Raw genomic sequence first — 24,517 nt, 5'->3', positions numbered from 1 at the left:
GAGGAAAAAATGATTGGGTTTTTGAGTGAGCAGTCTATCGAAGTGTTTACATCGATCATTGACCATAATACGGATGGGATTTTCGTCCTTTCCACTGAGGGCAGGATCATTGAAGCCAATCAAGGATTAACCGAGTCGCTCGGCTATGCCAAGGAAGAGCTTTTAGGAGTTCATTACAAAGAATTGACCGTTCCCGAGCACCTCGACATGGTAAACGAAAAGTTTGCCGTCGTCGTGCAAGGGATTCCCTGCGAATACAAGATGGATGCCATCCATAAAAGTGGAGAGATCATCCATCTGCATGTGAAAAACATCCCGTTGATCGTCAACGGTGAAGTCATCGGTGTGTTCGGGATCGCGATGGATATAACGGAGCAGCATCGCCTGGTACAGGCTTTGAAGGAAAGTGAAGAACGCTACCGGCTGTTGGCGGAAAATTCGCTCGACCTGATCCAGCAGGTCGATCTGGACGGGATCGTCACCTACGCTTCGCCGTCCCACCAAATGGTCCTTGGGTATGACCCGCAGGAATATGTCGGCAAATGGGTCTTTCATCGGCCTGATGAAGGGGTCGATACCGATTTCCAGGCTGTTTTTTTAAACATGGTCGTCTCCCAGGAACCGTTTACGTATGAAATTGTCCGCCGTCACAAAGACGGCCATCAGGTGTGGCTGGAGCTCAAAGGTACCCCAATGTTCGATGAAGAAGGAAATTTCAAAAATATGATGTTTGTCGGACGGGAAATTACCGAGCGAAAGAAATATCAGGATCAACTGGAGTATTACAGTTTTCACGACAGCTTGACGGGAGTGCCTAACCGTCGGCTGTTCTACATGAAGCTGAAAGAGTCCATCGAGGAAGCACAGCACGAGCATCACGGATTTGCCGTCCTGTACCTCGATCTCGATAAATTTAAAGACATCAACGATACATTCGGTCACGATGTGGGGGATGAGCTGCTGAAGCAGTTTGTAGCAAGAGTAAAAACATGTATCCCGGAATCAGCCATTTTGGCGCGAATGGGCGGTGATGAATTTGTCATCTGCCTATCCGATGCGCACAGTCTGGAGCAGGCAGTCGTCATTGCGGACCAAATTCTGGAAGGCCTGCAACACCCGTGGAACATCAACGATGTCTCGTTCATTACCACATCCAGCATCGGCATTGCGCTCTACGAACCAGGCGACACGCACCAGACTTTGCTCAAAAAGGCAGACAGCGCCTTGTATCAAGCCAAAGAAGAAGGGAAAAACAAATACAGTATCTATAAAGCGAAGTGAAGGAAAAAGACAACAGCTCATCGGCTGCTGTCTTTTTTTGTGTGCGGACCGCCAGCTTTTGTGCAGCTTGCGTACTGTACAGGAACTTTTCGGTGACTATGATACAAAAAAGTGCGTACTTTTTTCCGAGGACTGTATGCGACATAATAGCACTCGTTCGATTCCACAGTCATTCGGGCTGCGGGGCCCCGTGATCGGATGACTGACTACTACGCATAAAAGGAGACAGGAAAACAATGAATACAGTTGCCCATGGCGTGCAACAGGCACGAGGTGGGAAAAACCATACACTCGCCCTGCTTGCGCTCGCTATCAATGCATTTGGCATCGGAACGACGGAATTTGTCATTGTCGGTTTGCTGTCTACAGTCGCTCAGGATGTGAACGTCACGATTACGCTCGCCGGTCTGCTCATATCCGGCTATGCGCTCGGTGTCGCGGTGGGGGCGCCGGTCATTACGGCGCTGACCAGCAGAATTCCCCGCAAGACACTGCTGCTTTTGCTGATGGTCTTTTTCACCGTCGGAAACAGTGTTGCAGCATTGTCGAGCAGCTTTTCCCTTTTGTTGATCGCCCGTTTTTTCACAGCCTTTTCTCATGGCGTGTTTTTCTCGATCGGCTCCACGATCGCCGCCGATCTCGTACCGGAGAATAAGCGGGCGAGCGCGATTGCCATGATGTTTACAGGATTGACTGTCGCTACGGTGACGGGAGTGCCTCTCGGGACCTTCATCGGGCAGATGTTCGGATGGAGGGCAACCTTCTGGGGGGTTGCCTTGCTGGGATTGATTGCCTTGATCTGCACAGCTCTGCTCGTCCCCAACAATCAGAAGAAAGCCAAGCCTGCTTCCGTAAAAGATCAGGTAAAAATCTTGACCAACGGCCGCCTGCTGCTGGTGTATGCAATCACGGCGCTGGGATACGGCGGTACGTTCGTCGCCTTTACCTATCTCAGCCCCATCCTCGAGGAAATCACCGGGTATCAGGCGAGTGCAGTCAGCCTGATTCTGCTCGTCTACGGGCTTGCCATCGCAATCGGCAATACGTTCGGGGGAAAGGTCGCCAATCAGCATCCGATCCGTGCTCTGCTCTGGATGTTTGCTGTGCAGGCGGTCATTCTGGTGGTTCTGTCGATGACAGCACCGTATCAGGTAGCGGGGACGATTACCATCGTGCTGATGGGACTTCTCGCCTTTATGAATGTTCCTGGCCTGCAGCTCTACGTCGTCCAGCTCGCGGAAAAATACGAGCCGGGCGCCGTGGATGTAGCCTCGGCATTTAATATCGCTGCGTTTAACCTGGGGATTGCTATCGGAGCTTTTGTCGGCGGGATCGTAGTCGATACCATCGGATTGATCCATACACCGTGGATCGGCGGAGTGATGGTGCTCGGCGCTGTCGTACTGACGGCGATCAGCGGCAAGCTGGAGAAGACCGCATGACAGGATCAATTCGATGGATGACGTGTACACGATGCTTATCGGTTTAGAATGTTTTCTTCCAGAACGGCGTATTTGTCTCCGTACTCTTTGATAATATGCTGTTCACCCCAAGCGCAGAGCGAGTCGAGGATGCCTTTCAAACTCCAGCCGTATTCGCTGAGTTCATACTCGACTTTCGGGGGAACCTGATTGTAGGTTATCCGGTTGACGATGCCGTCATGCTCCAGCTCGCGAAGCTGCTGGGTCAGCATTTTTTGCGTGATTCCCGGCATCAGGCGCTTCAGCTCGCTTGTCCGTTTTTTTCCGTAGGTGAGGTGGCAGAGGATGACGCATTTCCATTTGCCGCCGATCACTTCCAATGTCGCTTCGACTGAGATGTTGTATTTCTTCTTCATGGTTGCAATCCTCCTCGTAATAGGAACTTTTTTGTTACTATGGTACAAAAAAGTGCGTACTTCCCGAAATGGGTATTATAAGTCAGAATAGCATCTGTCATCGGCGAAAGCCAGTGAGAATGGTGTTGTACAAAAAAATGGAAAAGGATGAGATGATAATGGCAAAACATTTGCAAGATACGACTGTCCTCTCGAATGGAGTGAAAATGCCTTGGTTCGGATTGGGCGTGTTCAAGGTAGAAGAAGGGCCGGAGCTGGAACATGCGGTGAAGGCGGCGATCAAGCACGGCTACCGCAGTATCGACACAGCGGCGATTTATCAAAATGAAGAGGGAGTCGGCAGAGGCATCCGCCAGGGTTTGACCGAAGCGGGCATTTCCAGGGATGACCTGTTCGTGACGTCCAAGGTGTGGAACTCCGATCTGGGATACGAGTCGACCTTGGCTGCCTATGAGACGAGCCTGAGCAAGCTGGGGCTGGAAAAACTGGATCTCTACCTGATTCACTGGCCGGTCGAAGGCAAGTACAAAGACGCCTGGAGAGCGCTGGAGAAGCTGTACAAGGACGGACGTGTACGCGCCATCGGGGTCAGCAATTTCCACATTCACCACCTCGAAGATTTGCTGAAAGACGCGGAGATCAAACCGATGGTCAATCAGGTGGAGTTCCATCCGCGCCTGACCCAACAGGAGCTGCGGGACTATTGCAAGGCACAGGGTATTCAGTTCGAAGCGTGGTCGCCGCTGATGCAGGGGCAGTTGCTGGACAACCCGGTGCTCAAAGAGATCGGTGCCAAATACAACAAGTCGGTCGCCCAGGTCATTCTGCGCTGGGATTTGCAGCATGGCGTAGTCACGATTCCGAAGTCGACCAAAGAACAGCGCATTGTGGAAAACGCGACACTGTTTGATTTCGAGCTGACCAAACAAGAGATGGAGAGAATCGACAGCTTGAACGAAAATCATCGAGTCGGACCAGACCCGGACAATTTTGATTTCTGAGGCGCGGCCGATAGAGGGAGACAGCATGGGAGCTGTCTCCCGTTTTCTTTTGTGCAAGATCGCTTGTCATCAGGAAAAGGACAAGGTATGATGGAAGGGAATGTATGTTCGCTGACCGCGAAGGAGGAAATGGCATGCAAAGATGCGGCTGGGTCAATCAAGATCCTTTGTACATCGAGTACCATGACCGGGAGTGGGGCGTTCCCGTATACGATGACCGTCTGCTGTTCGAATACCTCAATCTGGAGGGGGCACAAGCAGGGCTCAGTTGGTACACCATCCTGAAAAAACGGGAGAACTACCGGAAGGCGTTTGATCAGTTCGACCCGGCAAAAATCATTTTGTACGATGATCGCAAAGTCGAAGAGCTGCTGCAAAACGAAGGCATCGTACGCAACAAACTCAAAATCCGGGCTGTCATCTCCAATGCCCATGCCTATTTCAAGGTGGTCGAGGAATTCGGCTCGTTTCGCGATTATATCTGGTCGTTCGTAGATGGCAAGCCGATCCGCAATCACTTCCGCGAGCTGCGGGAAGTTCCGGCCTCGACCGAGATCAGCGACCGGATGAGCAAGGACTTGAAAAAGCGCGGCTTTTCCTTTGTCGGAACGACGATCTGCTACGCCTATATGCAAGCGGTCGGCATGGTCAACGACCACGTAGTGTCGTGCTGGTGCTACGATCGCAAGTAAACATGCGAATATGCCAGGAAGCAAGAGCCGCAAGGACGGGACTGCCCGCTCTGGTGACGGCTCTTTTTTGTGTGATTCCGTTTCTCTATCGCCAACCATCAATCATCGGTATTTTTTTGCTGGAAAATCCTGCTCTATAATGAACTCACCTGCTCCTTATCGGGGGCAAGCATCATAAACGATGGATGGAGGTCGAGCGGATGTCTCAGTTTTCGATTCCGTGTGCTGTGTACAGGGGAGGAACGAGCCGGGGGCTGTTTTTTCATAAACGGCATTTGCCAAAGGAGCGCGAACTGCAAGCACATGTATTTCTCGCCGGAATTGACGCCTACAATGTTTCGCAAATCGACGGATTGGGGGCAGGAACCTCGCATGCGAGCAAGGTGTGCGTCATCTCCGAGCCAAGTGTGGAGGGCGCGGACATTGATTATACGTTTTACCAGGTCGGGATTGGCGAGCCGATTATCGACGACAAGGGCACATGCGGAAATCTGATGGCGGCTGTCGGGGCATTTGCCGTCGATGAAGGGTATGTACGGGTGGCGCCCGATGCCCAGGAGGCTGTTGTTGCTGTAAATAATACGAATATTCAAAAAACAATTTCCATTACCGTTCCGCTGACAGACGGCAAGGCAAAGGTGAGCGGAGATTATCGGATGCCTGGCGTAAAGCTGCCGGGCGCCAAATACGTAGTGGACATCCTCTCGCCTGGTGGCGGCAAGACTGGGAAAACATTGCCTGTCGGCAGCGCGTTCACGCTTGCGACGAATAACAGGCAGTATCGGGTTTCCTTTGTCGATGTGGTCAACCCGTTTGTCTTTGTGTCGGCTGCGGAGCTGGGGATCACCGGTTCGGAGCCAAACAGCGAACTGTCCGCCAATGAAGCGCTCGTACAGGAGCTGGAAATGATTCGCCTGCAAATGGCTGTGGCGGCGGGCATGTGCGGCACGGTAGAGGAAGCGAGGCAGACGCCGTCGATTCCGAAGATCGCGATCGTAGCCGCACCCCATGACTATGTGACATCGGGCGGAGAACGGGTGTCCGGCACAGAGGTAGACCTGGTCGCCAAAATGGTCTCGATGGGAAAGTTTCACCGTACTTTTGCGGGAAGCGGCCTGTATTGCCTGGCCGCTGCTGCCCTGCTTCCCGGCACGATTCCCCATCAGCATCTGTCCGGCGATCGCATGACCGTGGAGAAAACGGTGCGGATCGGTCACCCGGAAGGAATTGCCGAGGTCCGCGCATCGCTGACAGATGACGGACAGGACGTCCGCTCTGTGGGAATGGAGAGGACGGCGAGACGAATCATCAAGGGCGACTTGTACGTGCCCGCTTACAGAGAGCGCTGTGTGGGAGAGGATGAGACCGATGCGTACAGAGCATGACGGGTTCCAGTCCCGTTCCACGTTTTCCGTCGATGGCCGCACGTATACGTACTATCGCTTGCAGGCGCTGGAAGAGCAGGGCATCGGCAAGATCGCCAGACTGCCGTATTCCATCAAAATTTTGCTGGAGTCCGTCTTGCGCCAGTGCGACGGTGTGACGATCAGGCGGGAGCATGTGGAAAATCTCGCGCAATGGGGCAGCGGCGCAGCCAAACGAGAGATTGACGTGCCGTTTCGTCCGGCGCGAATCGTACTCCAGGACTTTACGGGCATCCCGGTCGTCGTCGATCTCGCTTCCCTGCGCCAGGCGATGGCGGAAATGGGAGGAGACCCGGAGCGGATCAATCCCGTTATCCCCGTCGATTTGGTAATTGACCATGCCGAGCAGGTCGACCGCTTTGGAGCGCCCGATGCTCTGGATTACAATGTGAAGCGCGGATTTGAACTGAACCGGGAGAGGTACGCATTTTTCAAGTGGGCGACTGGCTCGATCCGCAACTTCCGAGCGATCCCTCCGTCTACCTCGATCATTCATCAGGCCAATCTCGAATATTTGGCTTCTGTCGTCCAGACCGTTACGGTGGAAAATGGCGAAGCGCTCGCCTTTCCCGACACTTGTCTGGGAACCGATTCGCATACCCCAATGGTAAACGGCATCGGAGTCGTAGGCTGGGGTGTCGGCGGGATCGAGGCAGAAGCTGCGATGCTCGGGCAGCCCTCCTGCTTTCCGGCTCCGGAAGTCGTGGGTATCCGGCTGCGCGGCGAGCTGCCGCCGGGTTCGACGGGCACGGACTTGGCGCTGCATGTGACCCACCTGTTGCGCACGAAACAGGTAGTAGGAAAATTCGTGGAGTTTTTCGGGAAGGGAATGACAACGCTTTCCCTCGCGGACCGGGCGACGGTGGCGAATATGTCGCCGGAAAACGGCGCTACCGTGACCTTGTTTCCGGTCGATGAAGAGACGCTGCGCTACCTGCGGCTGACCGGAAGGCCGGAGGAGCATGTCAGGCTGGTCGAGGCGTACTGCAAGACAAACGGATTGTTTTACACACCTGGCGGGGAGGAGCCTGCCTATTCGGAGGTGTGGGAGATAGACCTGTCGACGATTGAGACGAGCCTGGCAGGTCCCAAACGACCGCAGGATGTGATCCGCCTTTCGCAGGGGAAAGACAGGTTCAGGTCCGCTTTGACCGAGAAAGCAGGGAATCAGGGATACGGACTGGATGAGCGGGAGATTCACAAGTCGGTGCGAATTGTTCATCCAACCGGCGAGACGTCCACCTTGCGTACAGGGTCGACCGTGCTTGCGGCGATCACGAGCTGCACCAACACGTCCAATCCGCATGTGATGATCGGCGCTGCCCTTTTGGCAAAAAAAGCGGTGGAAAAAGGGCTGACTGTCCCTCCCTACGTAAAAACCAGCCTGTCGCCGGGCTCCCGGGTCGTCACCGCCTATTTGCAAAAGGCAAACCTCCTGCCATACCTGGAAAGACTCGGATTTTACCTGGTCGGATACGGCTGCACGACCTGTGTCGGAAACTCTGGTCCGCTTCCCGATGAAGTTGCACAGGCGATCGTCGAGCATGACCTGATCGTCTCCGGGGTTCTGTCCGGCAACCGCAACTTTGAAGGCAGGATTCACCCGCTGGTCAAAGCGACCTTTCTCGCCTCGCCGCCGCTCGTCGTCGCCTACGCCATCGCCGGTACTGTCGACATTCGCCTGGACAGCGAGCCGCTGGGCAAGGATCGGAACGGTCGAGACGTGTTTCTCGCTGACATCTGGCCACAAGACGAGGAAATCCGGCAGGTCATAGCCGAGGCGATCAGCCCGGATTTGTACGAGCGGCAGAAGGAACAGATGCTCCTGGGAAATGAAGACTGGAACCGGCTTCCGGCCAGTCAAGGGATGCTGTACGAATGGGAACCGTCCTCCACCTATTTGCAAAACCCGCCGTTTTTCCAATCGATAAGCAAAGAGGCCGGGCACATCCGTCCGCTCACAGGCTTGCGCATCCTCGTCAAGCTGGGCGATTCCATCACGACGGACCATATCTCGCCTGCAGGCGGTACGATTCCGCCGGACAGCGTAGCGGGCAAATATTTGCTGGGACAGGGCGTTGTGCCAGGCGAACTCAGCTCCTACGGCTCTCGCAGAGGCAACCACGAAGTGATGATGCGAGGCGGCTTCTCCAATATCCGCCTGCGAAACGAGATCGCACCGGGGACGGAGGGAGGGGTCACGACTTACTTTCCGACAGGCGAGGTAATGCCGATCTACGAGGCGGCGATGCGATACCGCGCAGACGGGACCGGACTATTGATTATCGCCGGTGTGGACTACGGAATGGGCAGCTCCCGCGACTGGGCGGCGAAAGCGACCTGCCTGCTCGGCGTAAAAGCCGTACTGGCGCGGAGCTTCGAGCGGATTCACCGCAGCAATCTCGCCCTGATGGGGGTGCTGCCGCTGCAGTTCGCGGAAGGGGAAAACGCCGACACTCTCGGTCTGACCGGTTCAGAGCAGTATGATATCGCGCTCGAAGAATCGCTCAAGCCCGGGCAAAGGGTGCGGATCACCGCTGTCGCACCAGGAGGCAGCAAGACCGAATTTGCAGCGATCGTCCGCTTCGACAGCGAGGCAGAGATTGAATACTATCGTCACGGCGGGGTGTTGCAGATGGTGCTGCGCAATCAGTTGCAGTCAATCTAATCCCTTATATAGAAGGAACAACGAAAAGGAGCCGGATGATCTGGCTCCTTTTGTCGCTTTCTTTCACTTATGTGCGGCAAATCGTTCTACTTTTTGGACGATGCCGACAGGACCTCATCCAAATAAGCTCGCGCCGCATCCGGGTCACCTGCGACGCTTGCTTCCCGTGCCTCGTCCTTGGCCAACTTGTCCAACGCTTTTTGCAAAATCTCCTGCTCTCTTTCCTGTGCAACGACAGTGACCCCGTCCGCATCGCCGACGATCAGATCGCCAGGGCGCACAGCAACGCCGCCGCAGGAGATCGGGACATTGGTTTGTCCCCAGCCGGCCTTTCCGCTGGCCGCAACGGTCGTGCCCCGGCAAAACACCGGAACGCCCAGTCTTTTGATGCCGATGACATCGCGGATGACACCGTCGACGACGATACCTTGAATCCCGAGCGCCTTCGCCAGACCAACGACGAAGTCGCCAGCGATCGCCCGATACGTGTCTGCTTTTGCGTCAATGACCAGCACATCTCCCGGCTGCGCTTCGCGTATCGCTTGCAAAACAGCCTGGTTTTCACCGGCCGGTATTTGCACGGTATACGCGCGACCGGCGATCCGGTACTCCTCCTTCAACGGTTTGATGGCGCTGTCCATGTTGACAAGCCCCATCGTCACGTCCGATATGCACGTAGTAGGAACGGTCCGGTATTTCGCTAGTAAATCCGACATCACAAGCCCTCCCCCTTGGGACAAAATGGAAGTAGTCCACATGAATTATACGTCAATCGGCGAGCAGTTGAACAATAGCTTCTGTTTATCGACCGCCATAAATAGGGGAAATGGGTGATGCCAGCCAACGGTGCCACGGCTCAGAAGATCGGCGCAGTGATGTCTTTGCCTGGGCAATCCGCGCTTGAAATTTTCGTTCCCGTAGAAGATGATGGGGAAAATGCGTTTGTGGAGGGGAGCGCCGAATGGCGATTACAGGCTTGAACCATTTCTTGTTCTCCGTATCAGATCTGGAGAAGTCAATTGCCTTTTACCGAGACGTGTTCGACGCCAGGCTGCTCGTCAAAGGGAGAAGCACCGCCTATTTTGACCTGCATGGAATGTGGCTGGCGCTGAACGTAGAAAAAGGGATTCCGCGCAATGAAATCAAAGAATCGTACACCCACATCGCGTTTTCCGTACCCGAGCACGAGTTCGATCAGATGTGCGAAAAGCTGCGGCGCCTGCACGTCAACATCTTGCCCGGACGGGAGCGCGATGAGAGAGACAAGCGGTCGATCTACTTTACCGATCCGGACGGACACAAATTTGAGTTTCACACCGGGACGCTTCAGGACAGACTGGATTACTACCGGCAGGAAAAGACACACATGCAGTTTTTTGACTGACGGGGTAGCGGAATTGGTGCCGGTTATTTCGCAGACAAACGCATATATCGAAGAAATCGTCCCCGGGGGCGGGCGTCCGTGACAGGGCAGGACTGCGGTGCTTGCTCAAAACCAATAACCAGATGTGAAAGGGTGGTTGCATTGCTGCTTTTATCTCGATCCGATATTCGCCAACTGTACGTTATGAAGGATTGTCTGCCAGATGTGGAACAGGTTTTTGAGGAAAACGCGAAAGGCAATGTGACGACGCCGATCCGCACCGCCATCGGTCACGAAAAGTACGGCGGCACGACGCTTTACATGCCCTCGTACGTGGAATCGCTCGACTACGTCGCCGCCAAAGTGATCACGATTTTTCCCGATAACCACAAAGAGGGGCTTCCCGCCTTGCAAAGCGTCATTTTGTTGACCGAGACAAAGACCGGACAGCATGTGGCGATGATGGATGCCACCTATTTGACCGTCTTGCGCACGGGAGCAAGCAGCGGAGTTGCGACCAAATACCTGGCCCGTCCAGAGGCGAAAAACTGCGCCGTTCTGGGATGCGGAGCACAGGCGATCGGCCAGGTCCAGGCGGTCATGGAGGTGCGTGCCCTGGAGGAAGTCGTGCTGTACAACCGGACGAGGGAGAGGGCAATACAGTTTTCCCAGGCGCTTCGGGAGCTGTACCCGGATTGGCAGGGCGAGATACGGATTGTCGATGACCCGAATCAGGCGGTGGAAACCGCCGACATCATCATGTGCAGTACGAAAGCGACCGAGCCGCTGTTTGACGGAGCGCGCCTTCGTCCGGGCGCCCATATCAATGCGATCGGCGCGTTCCAGCCGCATATGCGGGAGGTAGACCTGACGACCCTGCGCCGCAGCCACAAGATCGTCGTCGATACGGTGGAAGGCGCCCAACACGAGGCGGGCGATCTGATCATTCCGGCAGAGCGGGGAGAGTGGGACTTCTCGCACATCTATGCGGAGATTGGCGAGATTGTGGCGGGGACCAGGCCAGCGCGCGAGTCCGCAGAGGAGATCACCTTGTACAAATCTGTCGGAATCGCCTACCTGGATACGGCAGTCGCCCGCAGTGTATACGAGAAGGCCCGCAAGCACGGAATCGGCACTGATTTTTGCTTGTAATCATTCACACAAAAAAAGGATGCAGGACGAATTGTTAACAGATTCCCATTCCCCGCCGCCTATTTTGCGGTATAATAGTCAGGTGAATACATGGGGTTGCCCGCGCGTGGGCAGCGGCCATTCCTGCTTTGTACGTGCTGCAGGGGCGGAACAATTTTTGGAAAACTGAAAGAGAGTGGAACAAGAATGGGTCGTAAGTGGAACAATATTAAAGAAAAGAAAGCATCCAAAGACGCAAATACCAGTCGTGTATACGCCAAGTTCGGAAAAGAGATTTATGTAGCCGCCAAGCAAGGCGAGCCTGATCCTGAGTCCAACCGTGCGTTGAAAGTGGTGCTGGAGCGGGCCAAAACGTACAGCGTGCCGAAAGCGATCATCGACCGTGCGATTGAAAAGGCAAAAGGCGGTGCGGAAGAAAACTACGACGAGCTGCGCTACGAGGGCTTCGGTCCGAACGGTTCGATGATTATCGTCGATGCCCTGACCAATAACGTCAACCGCACGGCTTCGGAAGTGCGCGCCGCGTTCAACAAGAACGGCGGAAACATGGGTGTGAGCGGCTCGGTTGCGTATATGTTTGACGCGACAGCGGTCATCGGTCTGGAAGGGAAGACAGCAGACGAAGTGCTGGAAATCCTGATGGAAGCCGAAGTGGATGTGCGCGACATCATGGAGGAAGACGATGCGGTGATCGTCTACGCCGAACCGGAGCAGTTCCACGCCGTGCAGGAAGCTCTGAAAAACGCCGGTGTCAACGAATTTACGGTCGCCGAGCTGACGATGCTCGCACAAAATGAAGTGACGCTTCCGGAGGACGGACTGGCACAGTTTGAAAAGTTGATCGACGCGCTGGAAGACTTGGAGGATGTGCAGCAAGTCTATCACAACGTCGATTTGGGAGAATAAGCACTATAAGGAAAACGGCTCTGTCCCGCGATGAAGCGGACGGAGCCGTTTTGTTGTGCGTTTATTCCAGGCAACCGTTCTCGGTATTGATCTGGAACGTAACGCCGAATTTGTCCGTCACAACTGCGTAGCCAGGGCTGAAGAAGGTTTTTTGAAAGGGCATGCTCACTTGTCCGCCTTCTTTCAAAGCCTCGAAAATGCGCTGCGACTTTTCCAAAGAATCGGTGCTGATGCAGACGGTTACCTGGTTTCCGATCTGATGCGGCTGGCCGGGGAACGTATCCGAGAACATCAGTTGCGATTCCCCTACCTGAATGGTGGCGTGGGTGATCCGGTCCTTGGCTTCGGCTGGAATCGGAAAGTCGGGGCTTTCCGGCATATCCCCGAAGGTTTGGCTGAAGAGAACATTTCCGTCCAGTGCTTTCACGTAAAATTCAATCGCTTCCCTGGCATTTCCGTTCATTACGAAATAGGGGATAAGCTGTACAGACATGGCGAGTCATCTCCTTTTTATTCGTATTTCCTGTATTCTCTACACGACGCTCCACAATCTAGCATCGTATAACAGTATGGCTTTTATTCTACTTGACGAATGAAGGGCAGGTTTCTTTTCGATTGCGGAGTTTTTCCCTTCATGGGATGGTTCTGCCGCCTGCCTGGATGGAACCGGATCAAGCAAGACGGAAGGAATAAAGAGACAGGCAGAGAATTTGTGCAATTGGGAATCTTCGTGTAGAAAGGTGGAGTACAGTGACGGATCGGTACGCCGAGATCGACGGAGTGATCGCCTATATTCACCAACACCTGTATGAGCCGCTGTCGCTTGCGGATATGGCGGCATACGCCGGGTACAGCCCGTATCATTTTTCCCGCATTTTCAAGGAGAGGGTGGGACTCACTCCGCTCTATTACGTTTCTGCCCTGCGCCTGCAAAAGGCAAAGGATTTGCTGCTAAATACCAATTTGAGCGTCCGTGACATCGGCATGGAAATCGGCCAGCAGAGTCTCGGGACCTTCACCACCCGATTTACGGAAAAGGTCGGCGTCACCCCGGCGCATTTTCGCAACTCCAGTGCGCAGGTAGACCAGTATGTGCGCCGGTTGCAGGAGCTGTCGCAGTGGGGCGTGACACGTACCTTCGCCGATCAGTATCCGAGCGTGGAAGGGAACATTCAGGCCGAGTCTTCCTTTCAAGGCGTGATTCTGATTGGTTTGTTTGCCAAACCGATCCCGGAAGGCTTGCCGATCTACGGGACACTGCTGCCGTCTGTCGGTTCGTTTTGCTTCAAGGGGGTAAGGCCGGGAATCTACTATTTGCTCGCCACATCGGTGTCCTGGGGGATGCAGACAAAGGACGTATTGCTGCCACATTCGACGCTGCGCTGTCGCCAGAAGGAGCCGATCGTCGTCAGGCCGGATTGCCCCGTTCCCCCGTTGAACATCATGCTGCGCAAGCCTCGCCTGGAAGATCCGCCAATTCTTGTCTCGCTACCTGTCCTGATGAATCGATTTCTTCATTCGTTCCATAATTAGCCTGATTGTCCCTCAAATCGGAATCGTTACGTTTTATCTTGACTTCCCTCCTTGCCTGCGGTATTCTACGGTTTGTAAAACGTAAAAAATACGATTTGCAAGCGCCGTTTGAGCGAAATGGGGAGGGAAGTCTGATGGAAGGACAGCACACGCGGATTCCGGTTACGGTGTTGAGCGGATATTTGGGATCGGGAAAAACGACGATTATGAATCATGTTTTGCACAACCGCGACGGCATGAAGGTCGCCGTTATTGTCAACGACATGAGCGAGATCAATATTGATGCAGAGTTTATTAAAAATGGAGGCGGCATTTCGCGGACGGACGAAAAGGTCGTGGAAATGTCCAATGGATGTATTTGCTGCACCTTGCGGGAGGACCTGTTGCAAGAGGTGGAGCGGCTGGTCAAAGAAGGATCGTACGATTACATTTTGATCGAATCGACGGGAATCGGAGAGCCGGTCCCGGTCGCCCAGACATTTACGTATCAGGACGAAGCGAATGGCATCGACCTGTCCGCGATCTGCCGCCTCGATACGATGGTGACGGTCGTGGACGCCTATCGCTTTTGGCACGATTTTTCCTCCGGCGAGAGTTTGCTGGAGCGCAACGAAGCAGTCGATGAAACAGACACCAGGGAAGTCGTCGACCTTTTGATCGACCAGATCGAGTTTTGCGACGTTTTGGTATTGAACAAGTGCGACATGGTACAGGAAGAGGAGTTGCAGGAGTTGGAGGCGGTGCTGCGCAAATTGCAGCCGACTGCCAAAATCATTCGCGCCACCCACGGTCAAGTCGATCCGCGGGAAATCCTCAATACCGGACGGTTTGATTTTGAAAAGGCGAGCCATTCGGCAGGATGGCTGCAAGAGCTGCAAAAGCCAAGCCATACGCCGGAGACGGAGGAGTACGGCATCTCATCCTTTGTCTACAAGCAGGGCCTCCCGTTTCATCCCGAGAGATTGCATCAATGGCTGGAAAACTGGCCGGAAGATGTGATTCGGGCCAAAGGCTTTCTCTGGCTTGCTACCCGCAATGACTGGGCGTTCACGATCAGCCAGGCGGGTCCGTCGATTCAGATGGGCGTGGCGGGACAGTGGCTGGCAGCACTGCCGGAGGAAGAAAAGCAGCGGGTCTTCAGCGAGGAGCCGGACTTGGCGCAAAACTGGCACCCTGAGTACGGTGACCGCCAAAACGAGATCGTGTTTATCGGAATCGGCATGAAGCAGGAGGAGATCACGCGCAGCCTCGATGCCTGCCTGCTGCAGGAGGACGAACTGGGAGAGGATTGGAGCAGCTTCCGCGATCCGCTGCCAACCGGGGACGTGACCGTGGAAATCGTCACGGCCACCTGAGCCAGGCTAACAACAGGCAACAAACATAGCAAAACCTATCGAGAAAGGCTTTGTCGCTCATACTGCGGCAGAGCCTTTTTGCATGACCAGGCAGCATCATTTGTCCAATGTAAGGTTTTCTCACAATAAAATATATTTTTTTCTTTACAATTGTCTAACTATTTTCTATACTTATAAAACATAAACGGTATTCTGTATACAGTATTCAATGCTGTGGTGAAGGAGGGGGGAGCAAAGGAAGATGTTGAACAAGCTGCCGCAAAACGAAACATTGGCCGACCGTGCCTACAAAGAAATGAAAAAAGCGATTCTGCAAGGCACTTTCATGCCAGGTGACCCGCTTCCGGAAGAGTCGATCGCATCGATGCTGGGCATCAGCCGCACGCCGTTGCGCAAGGCGATCAACCAGTTGGCATTTGACGGGCTGGTCGAGCTGGAGACCGGGAAGAAAGCGCGGGTGGCCAACTTTACCGAGGAGGACTTGCAGCATTTTATCCGTTTGCGGGAAGTGCTGGAGGTGTTCGCGGCGGAGCAGGCTGTGCCGTTCGTCACCGACGAGTTTCTGCAAAAGCTGGAACAGACGTGCATCGGCCAGATGGAAGCGATCCAAAAGAATGACTACTACACGTACATCGAGCTGGATTCGCAATTCCACGTGCTGATCGCTGAAGTCACGCAAAATCCGAAGCTCAAAGATTTCGTGGAGCAGATCAGCAACCAGCTTCTGCGCTTTCTGGTCCTGTCCCGCACCATCGAGGAGAGTGCCGATGAAGCGCTGGTCGAGCACCAGCAGATTATCCAGGCATTGGCCGACCGCGATGTAGCAAAAGCCGGGGCGACGATGCGCAAACACATTCAAAGCGTAGAGAGAAGAGCAAAAATGAAACCAAGGGGGAACGATGAATGAAAAAGGGAAAAAAGCTGCTGGGCGGTTTGAGCCTGGCAATGATGCTTGTGTTGACTGCGTGTGGCGGTGGAGGAACGCAAGGAGGTACATCCAATAGTGGTGGCGGCGATGCCGGTGGAGAAACCTACAACTTGCGCGTTGCCTACCTGGTGCCAGAAGAGCAATCCACGCACATTTCCGCAGTGAAATTCAAGGAAACCGTAGAAGCCAATTCCGACGGCAGAATCAAGGTAGAACTCTACCCCAACGGCTCCCTTTTCCCGTCTGACCGGGAAGCAATCGAGGCAGTACAGCTTGGAAACGTGGAAATGACCATCCCGGCTGTGGCGCCGCTTGCCGGCTTCAACAAAAAATTCATGGTATTTGACCTGCCGTTCCTGTTCAAAACCAACGAAGCCGCCTACAAAGCGCTGGACGGTGAAGTTGGTCAAGAATTGCTGAAAGATTTAGAATCGAATGGATTTAAAGGTCTGGTCTTCGGCGAAAATGGTTTCCGCCACATGTCCAACAACAAAGGACCGGTCAACACGCCGGAAGATTTGAAAGGCCTGAAGCTGCGCACCCTGGAGAACCCGGTTCACACGGCGACTTTCAACGCGTTTGGCGCCAATGCGTCTCCATTCGCCTTTGGCGAGCTGTACACTGCCCTGCAGCAAAATGTGTACGATGCGATGGAATGTCCGATCTCTCTCTACTACACCAACAAGTTTTACGAAGTACAAGAATACCTGACAATGAGCGGACACGTGTACGCAGCGACGATTCTGTTGGCAAACCTCGACTGGTACAACAGCCTGCCGGAAGACCTGCAAAAAGTCGTAATGGACGCTTCGCTTGAGTACCGCGACTATCAACGCGAACTGGCTCAACAGCAGGACCAGGAGTTCCTGGACAAGCTGGTCGAAGCAGGCATGAAAGTAAACGAGCTGACACCTGAGCAAAAAGACGCGTTCATCGCTGCTTCCGAAGCCGTCTATGACCAATTCACGGCTGAAATCGGTGCAGAGCTGGTAGAGAAAGCAATGGAAGCCAACAACTAAACAAATTGTTACACACCGATTCCTTATGCCTCGCTTTCAAGTAGCGGGGTATAAGGACATTCATTTCTCGACGAATCTGCCCAAAAGAGGTGAGGCCCGTGACCTTGAAAAAACTGTTGGACGAAAAGTTGGAAGAGTGGTTTCTGGTTGCCACGATGGTAGTCATGGTTGTACTGATTTTTGTTCAAGTGATTACCCGGTATATTTTTGAAAATTCCCTTTCCTGGTCAGAAGAATTAGCGCGTTACGTGCATATTTGGCAGATTTGGATCGGCGCTAGTTTTGCCATTCGCAAAAAAGAGCATATCAAAGTAGAGGCGTTTAAAAAGCTGTTTCATGAAAAAGGGCAGAAAATCATCGATCTTATTGCACTCATCCTCTGGTTTGTGCTTGCTGTCTTTTTGGCTATAGCGGGTACCGATCTGGTGAACACAATGTTTACAAGAGGGCAGGATTCACCAGCAATGCAGTTGCCGATGTGGTTTATTTATTCGGCAATTCCGCTTGGCGGCCTGTTGATGTCTATTCGCTTGATCCAGCAAATCTACTTCTTGTTCAAACCGGAAAAACCGTAGGAAAGGGGGAATCAGACAACCATGACGGTTCTTGTGCTGTTTGGCAGTTTGATGCTGTTTATTCTGTTGAATGTGCCTGTTGCGATTTCGCTCGGTTTGGCAGCGCTCGCAACGATCGCGTTTACGACGAACCTCTCGCTTGGCGTGATTACGCAAAAGGCGTTTACATCGCTGGATTCATTCCCGCTCATGGCCATCCCGTTCTTTATGCTGGCGGGGATTTTGATGGGAAAAGGCGGGGTTTCCAAGCGACTGCTTGATTTGGCAACTGTACTGGTCGGCTGGATGGTCGGCGGCCTGGCGATGGTGACGGTCGTGTCCTGTATGTTTTTCGCCGCCATTTCCGGGTCAGGCCCGGCGACGGTAGCCGCGATCGGTTCCTTTATGATTCCGACGATGCGCGAGAAAAACTACAGCGCCGGGTTTGCGGCTGCGCTGACTGCGGCCGCTGGTTCCATCGGGGTCATTATTCCCCCCAGTATTCCTTTCGTTCTGTACGGTGTCGTAGCCGGGGTGTCCGTGGGCAGCATGTTTTTGGCCGGGATTATTCCGGGGCTGATCATCGGGATCGGACTGATGGTCGTCTCCTACGTAATCGCCAAAAAGGAAGGCTACAAGCCTGCCACGACAGAGCGAATCACGTTTACACATGTGCTCAAGGCACTGTACGAGTCCAAATGGGCGCTGCTCATTCCCGTGATCATTCTGGGCGGCATTTACGGCGGTGTATTTTCTCCGACTGAAGCAGCCGTCGTGGCAGTCGTGTACGCGATTGTCGTCGGGATGTTCGTCCACCGCGAGCTGAGCTGGTCCGATGTGTACAAAGCGATCGTCGAATCGGCGATCATCAACGCCTCCACGATGATCATCATCGGGCTGTCGATTTCCTTCGCCTACATTATGACGTTGGAAAAAATCCCGAATGCGATCGCCAGCTTCATCACGTCGATCTCGGATAGCCAGCTCATCATTCTGATGATGATCAATATTTTCCTGATTATCGTCGGGATGTTTATCGATACGATTTCTGCGCTGGTCGTGCTGGCGCCAATTTTGTTGCCGATTGTGACCAACGTCGGCGTCGATCCGATTCACTTCGGCGTGATTCTGGTCGCCAACTTGGCCATCGGATTCATCACCCCGCCATTGGGAGTCAACCTGTTCGTCGCATCCAGCGTCAGCAAAATCCCGCTGGAGCAAATCATCCGCGCGATCATGCCGTTTTTGCTGATGATGATTATTACCTTGATGGTCATTACGTATGTACCGGAAATGTCTACATGGCTTCCATCGATCCAGAAGTAGGGAGGTATCCGTATGATTGTTTCGACTACGAATGAAATCTTGCCTCGGCACGTCGAGCGCATTGCCCAAGAAGCCGGGAGCGCTCCGCTGGTTTTTTCCTCGATGGGCGACATTCCGGCGGATGTGGCTGCACAGACAGAGGCGCTGATCACGTTTGGCGACGATCTGGCGGCAGAAAACCTGGAGCGGTTCCCGCGACTCCAATGGATTCAGATCATTCGGGCAGGTCTGGACAATCTGCCGTACCGCTATGTGCACGAGAGAGGAATACGGGTCACCAATGCTTCGGGCATACACGTCAAGCCGATGAGCGAATACGTCGTGCTCTGCATGCTGCATTTTGAAAAGGATATGGAGCGCTACCGCGCGCTCAAGGAGCAAAAGAAGTACGACCGCACCAAGCTGGTAGGCGAGTTGGCCGGACGGGAAGCGCTGATTTACGGCACAGGTGTCATCGGCAAAGCGGTCGCCGAAAAGCTGAAGCTGTTCGATGTTCGCGTCCGCGGGGTCAACACCAGCGGCAGACCGGTCGAGCCTTTTGACACAACCTATGCGCTGGGCGAGGAAGACGACGTGTACGAACAGGCGGACTACGTCATTACGATCCTGCCCTCGACGACACAGACGAGAGGTTTCTTCTCCGCCGAACGGCTCGATCGGATGAAGCCAGAGGCGGTGTTTATCAGCATCGGCCGCGGCGATGCCGTCGATGAGAACCACGTGGTCCAGATGCTCAAAGACGGTCGGCTGAGAGGGGCTGCTTTCGATGTGTTCCAGCAGGAGCCGCTGCCGGAAGACAGCCCGTTGTGGGAGTGCGAAAATTTGCTTTTGACCCCGCACATGTCTGCCAAATCGATTTACTACATTGACCGCTGTGTTGACATCTTCCTTCACAATTGGAAGGCACTTCGCCATCAAACAGAGATGATCAATGTCGTAGACACCACGAAGGAGTATTAGGTGCTTGCAAGACCGAAGGAGGAGAGAGTGCTTGTACCAACAGATAAAAAACCTGTCGCTGTTTGAACAGGTAGAGGCCATGACCGCGTCACTGGTCGAGACACTGAGTATCAACGGAACTGCCGGAGAAGTGGATATTGCCGAAGCAGTCGAGCAGATTTTGCGCAGCTTCCCGTATTTCCAGGAGCATCCCGGGCAGGTGTGGACGCAGCTTTTGCCGGGCGATCACCTCGGACGAAAAAATGTATTTGCCCGCATCAAAAGCAAACGCGGCTCCAAACGGACGGTGATTTTTCACTCCCATATCGACACGGTCGGGATCGACGACTACGGCAAGCAGATCGACATTGCCAACGACCCGCAAGCGCTGCTGCGCTTCTTTTCCGAATGGGACGGCAACCCGGAAGTGAAGGAGCACGCCAGATCCGGCGACTGGATGTTTGGGCGGGGCGCGCTTGATATGAAAAGCGGCGTCGCTGTCCATCTCGCCAATCTGCTGTACTTCTCCCAACACCTCGACGAACTGGCAGGAGACATCATCTTCATGGCCAATCCGGTAGAGGAAAACCAGCATACCGGGGTGATTGTCGCCGTCGATGAACTGCTCCGCCTGCGCGACGAGGAGGGGCTGCACTACGTCGTGGCGATCAACAATGACTACATCGCGCCGCTCTATCCGGGCGATCCGCATAAATACATTTACACGGGTGCTGTCGGCAAGCTGCTTCCTTGCTTTTACGTCTACGGGCGGGAAACCCATGTCGGACAGACGCTCGGAGGACTCGACCCGACACTGGTGACGGCGGAGCTTAACCGGCGCATCAACAACAACATGGAGTTGACCGAACAGGTGGAAGGTGAAATGGTCGTTCCGCCGTCCGCCCTCTACCACCGCGACACAAAAGCCTTTTACAACGTCCAGACATCCGTGACGAGCTATCTGTACTTCAACTACATGGTGCTGGAGGATTCGCCGCAGGACATCATCAACAAATTGAAGGATGTCGCAGTGGATGCAGCAACCTGGACGCGCGATTACTACATCGAGCAGTACACTCGTTTTGCCCGGGTTAACCATTTCCCGGATGAGATGCCGTCCTGGGAGATGGATGTGTACACGTACGAAGAGTTCTGCGACAAACTGGCCGGACAAGGGATCGATGTGAAGCAAGTGACGGCGCAAGTGGCGATGGACAATCCGGACATGGAACCGCGCCAGTTGTGTTTCCACATCGTCGACACGCTGCGGGCTCTTGATCCGAGCGGCAAACCGTGCATCATCCTGTTTTTTGCGCCGCCGTATTGCCCGCACAATTACTTGAAGGGCGACTCCCCGCGCGATCAGGAAGTCATGGCGGTCATCCAGGACGTCACGGAAGGCTTCGAGCAGCAAAAAGGAGAGCGCTTTGCGGTCAAACGCTTCTTCCCATACCTGTCGGACAGCAGCTACCTTTCGCTGCACGACACCGACGAGGAGGTAGCGGCCCTGATCGACAACTTCCCCGAGTGGGAGCGCATTTACCCGGTTCCGGTGAAGCGAATACGCGATCTCAATGTACCCGCGATCAATGTCGGCGTCTACGGGCTCGATGCGCACCGCTGGACGGAGCGTGTCTACAAGCCGTATTCCTTCGAGACTGTGCCGCGCATGATCCGGGAAATGACAGAGCAGTGGCTTGGCAAGCAAACGAACGAGTAGAAAAGGAGCGATAACGATGACTACACAAACCAAGAGCCTGTACGAACGCGCCAATGCAGTAATGCCGCCGGTAGCCTCCCGCGCTACCACCCTCGGCGTGGTAAAAGGACAAGGCGCCTACCTCTGGAGCGAGGACGGCAAGAAGTACCTCGACTTTGCCAGCGGCGTCGCCGTAACCAATGTCGGTCACAACCACCCGCTGGTAGTCGAGCGTGCCAAAGCGCAGATCGATGAACTGATCCACGGCGGTCACAACGTCGTCTATTATCCGGTGTACGTCGAACTGGCAGAAAAGCTGAACGAACTCAACGGCGGCAACTGCAAAGTGTACTTTTCCAACAGCGGCGCAGAGGTGAATGAAGGGGCGATCAAGCTGGCGAAAAAAGTGACCAAGCGTCCCGGCATCATCTCGTTCAAGCGCAGCTTCCACGGACGGACGATTGCGACCACGACCCTGACTGCTTCCAACAGCGGCTACCGCATGGATTACGAGGGGCTTTTGCCGAGTGTCTACTACGCGGAATACCCGTACGCGCTGCGCAGCGGGCTGTCCGAAGAAGCCGAAGTAGCGCGCTGCCTGGCGCAGTTGGACGAGATTTTCCGCTTCCTGATCGCGCCTGACCAGGTGGCGGCGATTATCCTGGAGCCCGTTCAAGGCGAAGGCGGCTACATCGTTCCGCCGAAAGGCTTCCTGCAGGAGCTTCGCAGCATTTGCGACAAGCACGGCATCCTGTTGGTCTTTGATGAAATCCAGACCGGCTTTGGCCGTACCGGCAAGATGTTTGCCTGGCAGCATTTCGGTGTTCAGCCGGATGTGCTGACGCTGGCCAAAGGGATTGCCAACGGCTTCCCGCTCAGCGCGCTCGTCGCCAAGGCGGAGCTGATGGACCAATGGACAGCCGGCACGCACGGCGGCACGTACGGCGGCAACCCGGTCGCCTGCGCGGCTTCGCTGGCGGTGATTGAACTGCTGGAGGGCGGCGCCCTGGACAACTGCAACAAGATGGGAGCCTACTTCGTCGAGGAGCTGCATAAGCTCAAAGCAGACTACCCGCAAATCGCCGAAATTCGCGGACTGGGCCTGATGATCGGGATGGAGTGCCTGGATCAGGACGGCAAGCCGGACGCGAAAACGGTCAGCGGACTGAAAGACAAAGCGATGGAAAAAGGACTGATCCTGCTCACCTGCGGAACAGACAAAAACGTCATCCGCTTCATCCCTCCGACAACGGTGACCAAGGAAGAGATCGACGAGGCGCTGCGCATCATCCGGGAATCGCTGTCTGAGCTTCGCTAATCGAAAGCAGCACACAACCATTGTTCACAGACCCCCATTGGTGACCTGACCTTGGGGGTTATATACACGAAGGAGGAATATCCCATGCTATACATCAACGGCGAGTGGCGCGAAGCTGCATCCGGCAAGACCTTTGACGTGACCAATCCGGCTACGGGCGAGAAAGTGGCGACCGTGGCAAAAGGCGGAGCGGAGGACACACAGGCTGCGATTGACGCGGCACAGGCGGCGTTTGGCCCCTGGTCCCGCCTGACAGCCAAGGAACGCTATGCGTATTTGAAGAAAGCAGCCGACATCCTGCGTGCCCGCACCGAAGAGATCGCCCAGTTGATTACGCGCGAGATGGGCAAACCGCTGGCAGAAGCGCGGGGTGAAATCGGTCTTGCCATCGACTATCTGGATTGGTATGCGGAGGAAGGCAAGCGCATTTACGGCGATACCATTCCCGCTTCTGCTCCCAACAAGCGGATTCTCGTGCTTCGTCAGCCCGTCGGCGTAGTCGGCGCGATCACGCCGTGGAACTTCCCGATTGCCATGATTACGCGCAAGCTGGCTCCTGCCCTGGCTGCTGGCTGCACGATTTTGCTCAAGGCCGCGTCTGCGACTCCGCTCGCCGCCATTGAGGTGTTCAAGGCGCTGGATGAAGCAGGCGTACCAAAAGGCGTCGCCAACCTCGTCAACGGCTCTGCGAGTGAAGTAGTCGGGACGATGATGGCAAGTCCCGTCGTCCGCAAAATTACCTTTACCGGTTCTACCGAGGTCGGCAAGCAGTTGGTGCGCCAATCTGCCGACACGATGAAAAAAATCTCCATGGAACTGGGCGGTCATGCGCCATTCCTCGTTTTCGAAGACGCCGATCTGGAAAAGGCGGCTGAGGGAGCGATCGCGAGCAAATTCCGCAACGCCGGACAAACCTGCGTCTGCACCAACCGCATCTATGTGCAAAAATCCGTCGCGGACCAGTTTGCTGCGATCATGGCGGAAAAAATGAAGCAGCTCGTCGTCGGCAACGGACTGGAAGCAGGCACGACGATCGGCCCGATGATCGACGAGCAAGCGATGCAAAAAGCGCAGGAGCATATCGATGACGCCGTAGCCAAAGGCGCGTCCATCCTGTGCGGCGGCGGACGCCTGACGGAAGGCGAATTTGCCAGAGGCAACTTCTTCGCGCCGACTGTGCTGGCGAACGCGACACACGAGATGAAGATCGCCTCCGAAGAAACATTTGGCCCGGTCGCGCCGATCTTTACGTTTGAGACCGAAGCAGAGGCGATCGCCAATGCCAACAACACGCCATTCGGACTCGCCTCCTACATCTTTACCAAGGACGGCTCCCGCATGTTCCGCGTCGCCGAGCAGTTGGACTACGGCATCGTCGGAATCAACGACGCGATGCCGACAGTCGCCCAGGCGCCATTTGGCGGAGTCAAAGAATCCGGCGTCGGTCGCGAAGGCGGAAAATACGGAATCGAGGATTATCTGGATTACAAATTCCTTTCTCTGCAGATCGAGCTGTAGGGGG

General features: G+C 54.6%; 22 protein-coding genes. 19 read left to right on the top strand and 3 right to left on the bottom strand.

Going from position 1 to position 24,517, the window contains the following annotated elements; genetic code table 11:
* Positions 1–9 precede the first annotated feature (9 nt).
* On the top strand, positions 10–1,281 hold the full coding sequence (locus ACAF76_RS19770) for a diguanylate cyclase domain-containing protein (RefSeq protein WP_400164563.1): 1,272 nt from the start codon (positions 10–12) through the stop codon (positions 1,279–1,281).
* A gap of 236 nt (positions 1,282–1,517) precedes the next feature.
* Positions 1,518–2,723 carry an MFS transporter gene (locus ACAF76_RS19765; RefSeq protein ID WP_400164562.1) on the top strand — a complete coding sequence of 402 codons (1,206 nt, stop codon included), beginning with the start codon at positions 1,518–1,520 and terminating at the stop codon, positions 2,721–2,723.
* A gap of 35 nt (positions 2,724–2,758) precedes the next feature.
* Here ACAF76_RS19765 and ACAF76_RS19760 read toward each other — a convergent pair whose 3' ends face one another.
* Positions 2,759–3,118, bottom strand: a complete 360-nt coding sequence (locus ACAF76_RS19760) for a winged helix-turn-helix transcriptional regulator (protein WP_400164561.1) — start codon at positions 3,116–3,118, stop codon at positions 2,759–2,761.
* A gap of 158 nt (positions 3,119–3,276) precedes the next feature.
* Here ACAF76_RS19760 and ACAF76_RS19755 point away from each other — a divergent pair, with 158 nt between their 5' ends.
* The 4 genes from ACAF76_RS19755 to acnA all read left to right on the top strand — a co-directional run bounded on the left by ACAF76_RS19755 (position 3,277) and on the right by acnA (position 8,903).
* The gene (locus ACAF76_RS19755) at positions 3,277–4,119 is read left to right on the top strand and encodes an aldo/keto reductase (protein WP_400164560.1); all 843 of its coding nucleotides are present in this window, start codon (positions 3,277–3,279) and stop codon (positions 4,117–4,119) included.
* A gap of 134 nt (positions 4,120–4,253) precedes the next feature.
* Complete coding sequence (locus ACAF76_RS19750; protein ID WP_400164559.1) at positions 4,254–4,811, top strand: DNA-3-methyladenine glycosylase I; 558 nt, start codon at positions 4,254–4,256, stop codon at positions 4,809–4,811.
* A 200-nt stretch (positions 4,812–5,011) separates the two neighbouring features.
* A complete protein-coding gene (locus ACAF76_RS19745; protein WP_400164558.1) occupies positions 5,012–6,196 on the top strand; it encodes a PrpF domain-containing protein in 1,185 nt (394 codons plus the stop codon).
* Entirely contained in the window at positions 6,180–8,903 is a 2,724-nt protein-coding gene (acnA, locus tag ACAF76_RS19740) for an aconitate hydratase AcnA (RefSeq protein WP_400164557.1), read from the top strand. The genes ACAF76_RS19745 and acnA overlap by 17 nt, the downstream gene beginning before the upstream one ends.
* An 86-nt stretch (positions 8,904–8,989) precedes the next feature.
* Here the strand turns inward: acnA and ACAF76_RS19735 are convergent, their stop codons facing one another.
* Positions 8,990–9,619 (bottom strand): RraA family protein, encoded by a 630-nt coding sequence (locus ACAF76_RS19735; RefSeq protein WP_400164556.1) that lies wholly within the window; start codon positions 9,617–9,619, stop codon positions 8,990–8,992.
* Between the two features lie 245 nt (positions 9,620–9,864).
* Here ACAF76_RS19735 and fosM point away from each other — a divergent pair, with 245 nt between their 5' ends.
* From fosM to ACAF76_RS19720, 3 genes are all read left to right on the top strand, one after another.
* Positions 9,865–10,287 carry a FosM family fosfomycin resistance protein gene (gene fosM / locus ACAF76_RS19730; RefSeq protein ID WP_400164555.1) on the top strand — a complete coding sequence of 141 codons (423 nt, stop codon included), beginning with the start codon at positions 9,865–9,867 and terminating at the stop codon, positions 10,285–10,287.
* Positions 10,288–10,428: 141 nt separating this feature from the next.
* Positions 10,429–11,418, top strand: coding sequence for an ornithine cyclodeaminase family protein (locus ACAF76_RS19725; protein WP_400164554.1), 990 nt, complete (start codon positions 10,429–10,431; stop codon positions 11,416–11,418).
* Between the two features lie 186 nt (positions 11,419–11,604).
* Entirely contained in the window at positions 11,605–12,324 is a 720-nt protein-coding gene (locus ACAF76_RS19720; protein WP_400164553.1) for a YebC/PmpR family DNA-binding transcriptional regulator, read from the top strand.
* Between the two features lie 61 nt (positions 12,325–12,385).
* Here ACAF76_RS19720 and ACAF76_RS19715 read toward each other — a convergent pair whose 3' ends face one another.
* On the bottom strand, positions 12,386–12,817 hold the full coding sequence (locus tag ACAF76_RS19715) for a VOC family protein (protein WP_400164552.1): 432 nt from the start codon (positions 12,815–12,817) through the stop codon (positions 12,386–12,388).
* A gap of 257 nt (positions 12,818–13,074) precedes the next feature.
* Here ACAF76_RS19715 and ACAF76_RS19710 point away from each other — a divergent pair, with 257 nt between their 5' ends.
* The 10 genes from ACAF76_RS19710 to ACAF76_RS19665 all read left to right on the top strand — a co-directional run bounded on the left by ACAF76_RS19710 (position 13,075) and on the right by ACAF76_RS19665 (position 24,513).
* Complete coding sequence (locus ACAF76_RS19710; RefSeq protein ID WP_400164551.1) at positions 13,075–13,857, top strand: helix-turn-helix transcriptional regulator; 783 nt, start codon at positions 13,075–13,077, stop codon at positions 13,855–13,857.
* Between the two features lie 134 nt (positions 13,858–13,991).
* Positions 13,992–15,212 (top strand): GTP-binding protein, encoded by a 1,221-nt coding sequence (locus tag ACAF76_RS19705; RefSeq protein WP_400164550.1) that lies wholly within the window; start codon positions 13,992–13,994, stop codon positions 15,210–15,212.
* A 241-nt stretch (positions 15,213–15,453) separates the two neighbouring features.
* Positions 15,454–16,119, top strand: a complete 666-nt coding sequence (locus tag ACAF76_RS19700) for a GntR family transcriptional regulator (RefSeq protein WP_400164549.1) — start codon at positions 15,454–15,456, stop codon at positions 16,117–16,119.
* Positions 16,116–17,159: a DctP family TRAP transporter solute-binding subunit gene (locus ACAF76_RS19695; protein WP_400164548.1), complete on the top strand. Its 1,044-nt coding sequence runs from the start codon at positions 16,116–16,118 to the stop codon at positions 17,157–17,159. Before ACAF76_RS19700 ends, ACAF76_RS19695 begins: the two co-directional genes overlap by 4 nt.
* A gap of 98 nt (positions 17,160–17,257) precedes the next feature.
* Entirely contained in the window at positions 17,258–17,734 is a 477-nt protein-coding gene (locus ACAF76_RS19690) for a TRAP transporter small permease (protein WP_400164547.1), read from the top strand.
* 21 nt (positions 17,735–17,755) lie between these two features.
* Positions 17,756–19,039, top strand: a complete 1,284-nt coding sequence (locus ACAF76_RS19685) for a TRAP transporter large permease (protein ID WP_400164546.1) — start codon at positions 17,756–17,758, stop codon at positions 19,037–19,039.
* A 12-nt stretch (positions 19,040–19,051) separates the two neighbouring features.
* Complete coding sequence (locus tag ACAF76_RS19680; RefSeq protein ID WP_400164545.1) at positions 19,052–19,999, top strand: D-2-hydroxyacid dehydrogenase; 948 nt, start codon at positions 19,052–19,054, stop codon at positions 19,997–19,999.
* Between the two features lie 31 nt (positions 20,000–20,030).
* On the top strand, positions 20,031–21,698 hold the full coding sequence (locus ACAF76_RS19675) for a M20/M25/M40 family metallo-hydrolase (protein ID WP_400164544.1): 1,668 nt from the start codon (positions 20,031–20,033) through the stop codon (positions 21,696–21,698).
* Positions 21,699–21,714: 16 nt separating this feature from the next.
* Positions 21,715–22,995, top strand: coding sequence for an aspartate aminotransferase family protein (locus ACAF76_RS19670; protein ID WP_400164543.1), 1,281 nt, complete (start codon positions 21,715–21,717; stop codon positions 22,993–22,995).
* 84 nt (positions 22,996–23,079) lie between these two features.
* Positions 23,080–24,513 (top strand): NAD-dependent succinate-semialdehyde dehydrogenase, encoded by a 1,434-nt coding sequence (locus tag ACAF76_RS19665; RefSeq protein ID WP_400164542.1) that lies wholly within the window; start codon positions 23,080–23,082, stop codon positions 24,511–24,513.
* Positions 24,514–24,517 lie beyond the last annotated feature (4 nt).

The organism is Brevibacillus sp. TJ4, from assembly GCF_044627595.2.
GTDB lineage: Bacteria > Bacillota > Bacilli > Brevibacillales > Brevibacillaceae > Brevibacillus.
The sequence above is the reverse complement of the archived record's forward strand: the minus strand, read 5'-3'. Positions and strand labels throughout refer to the sequence as shown.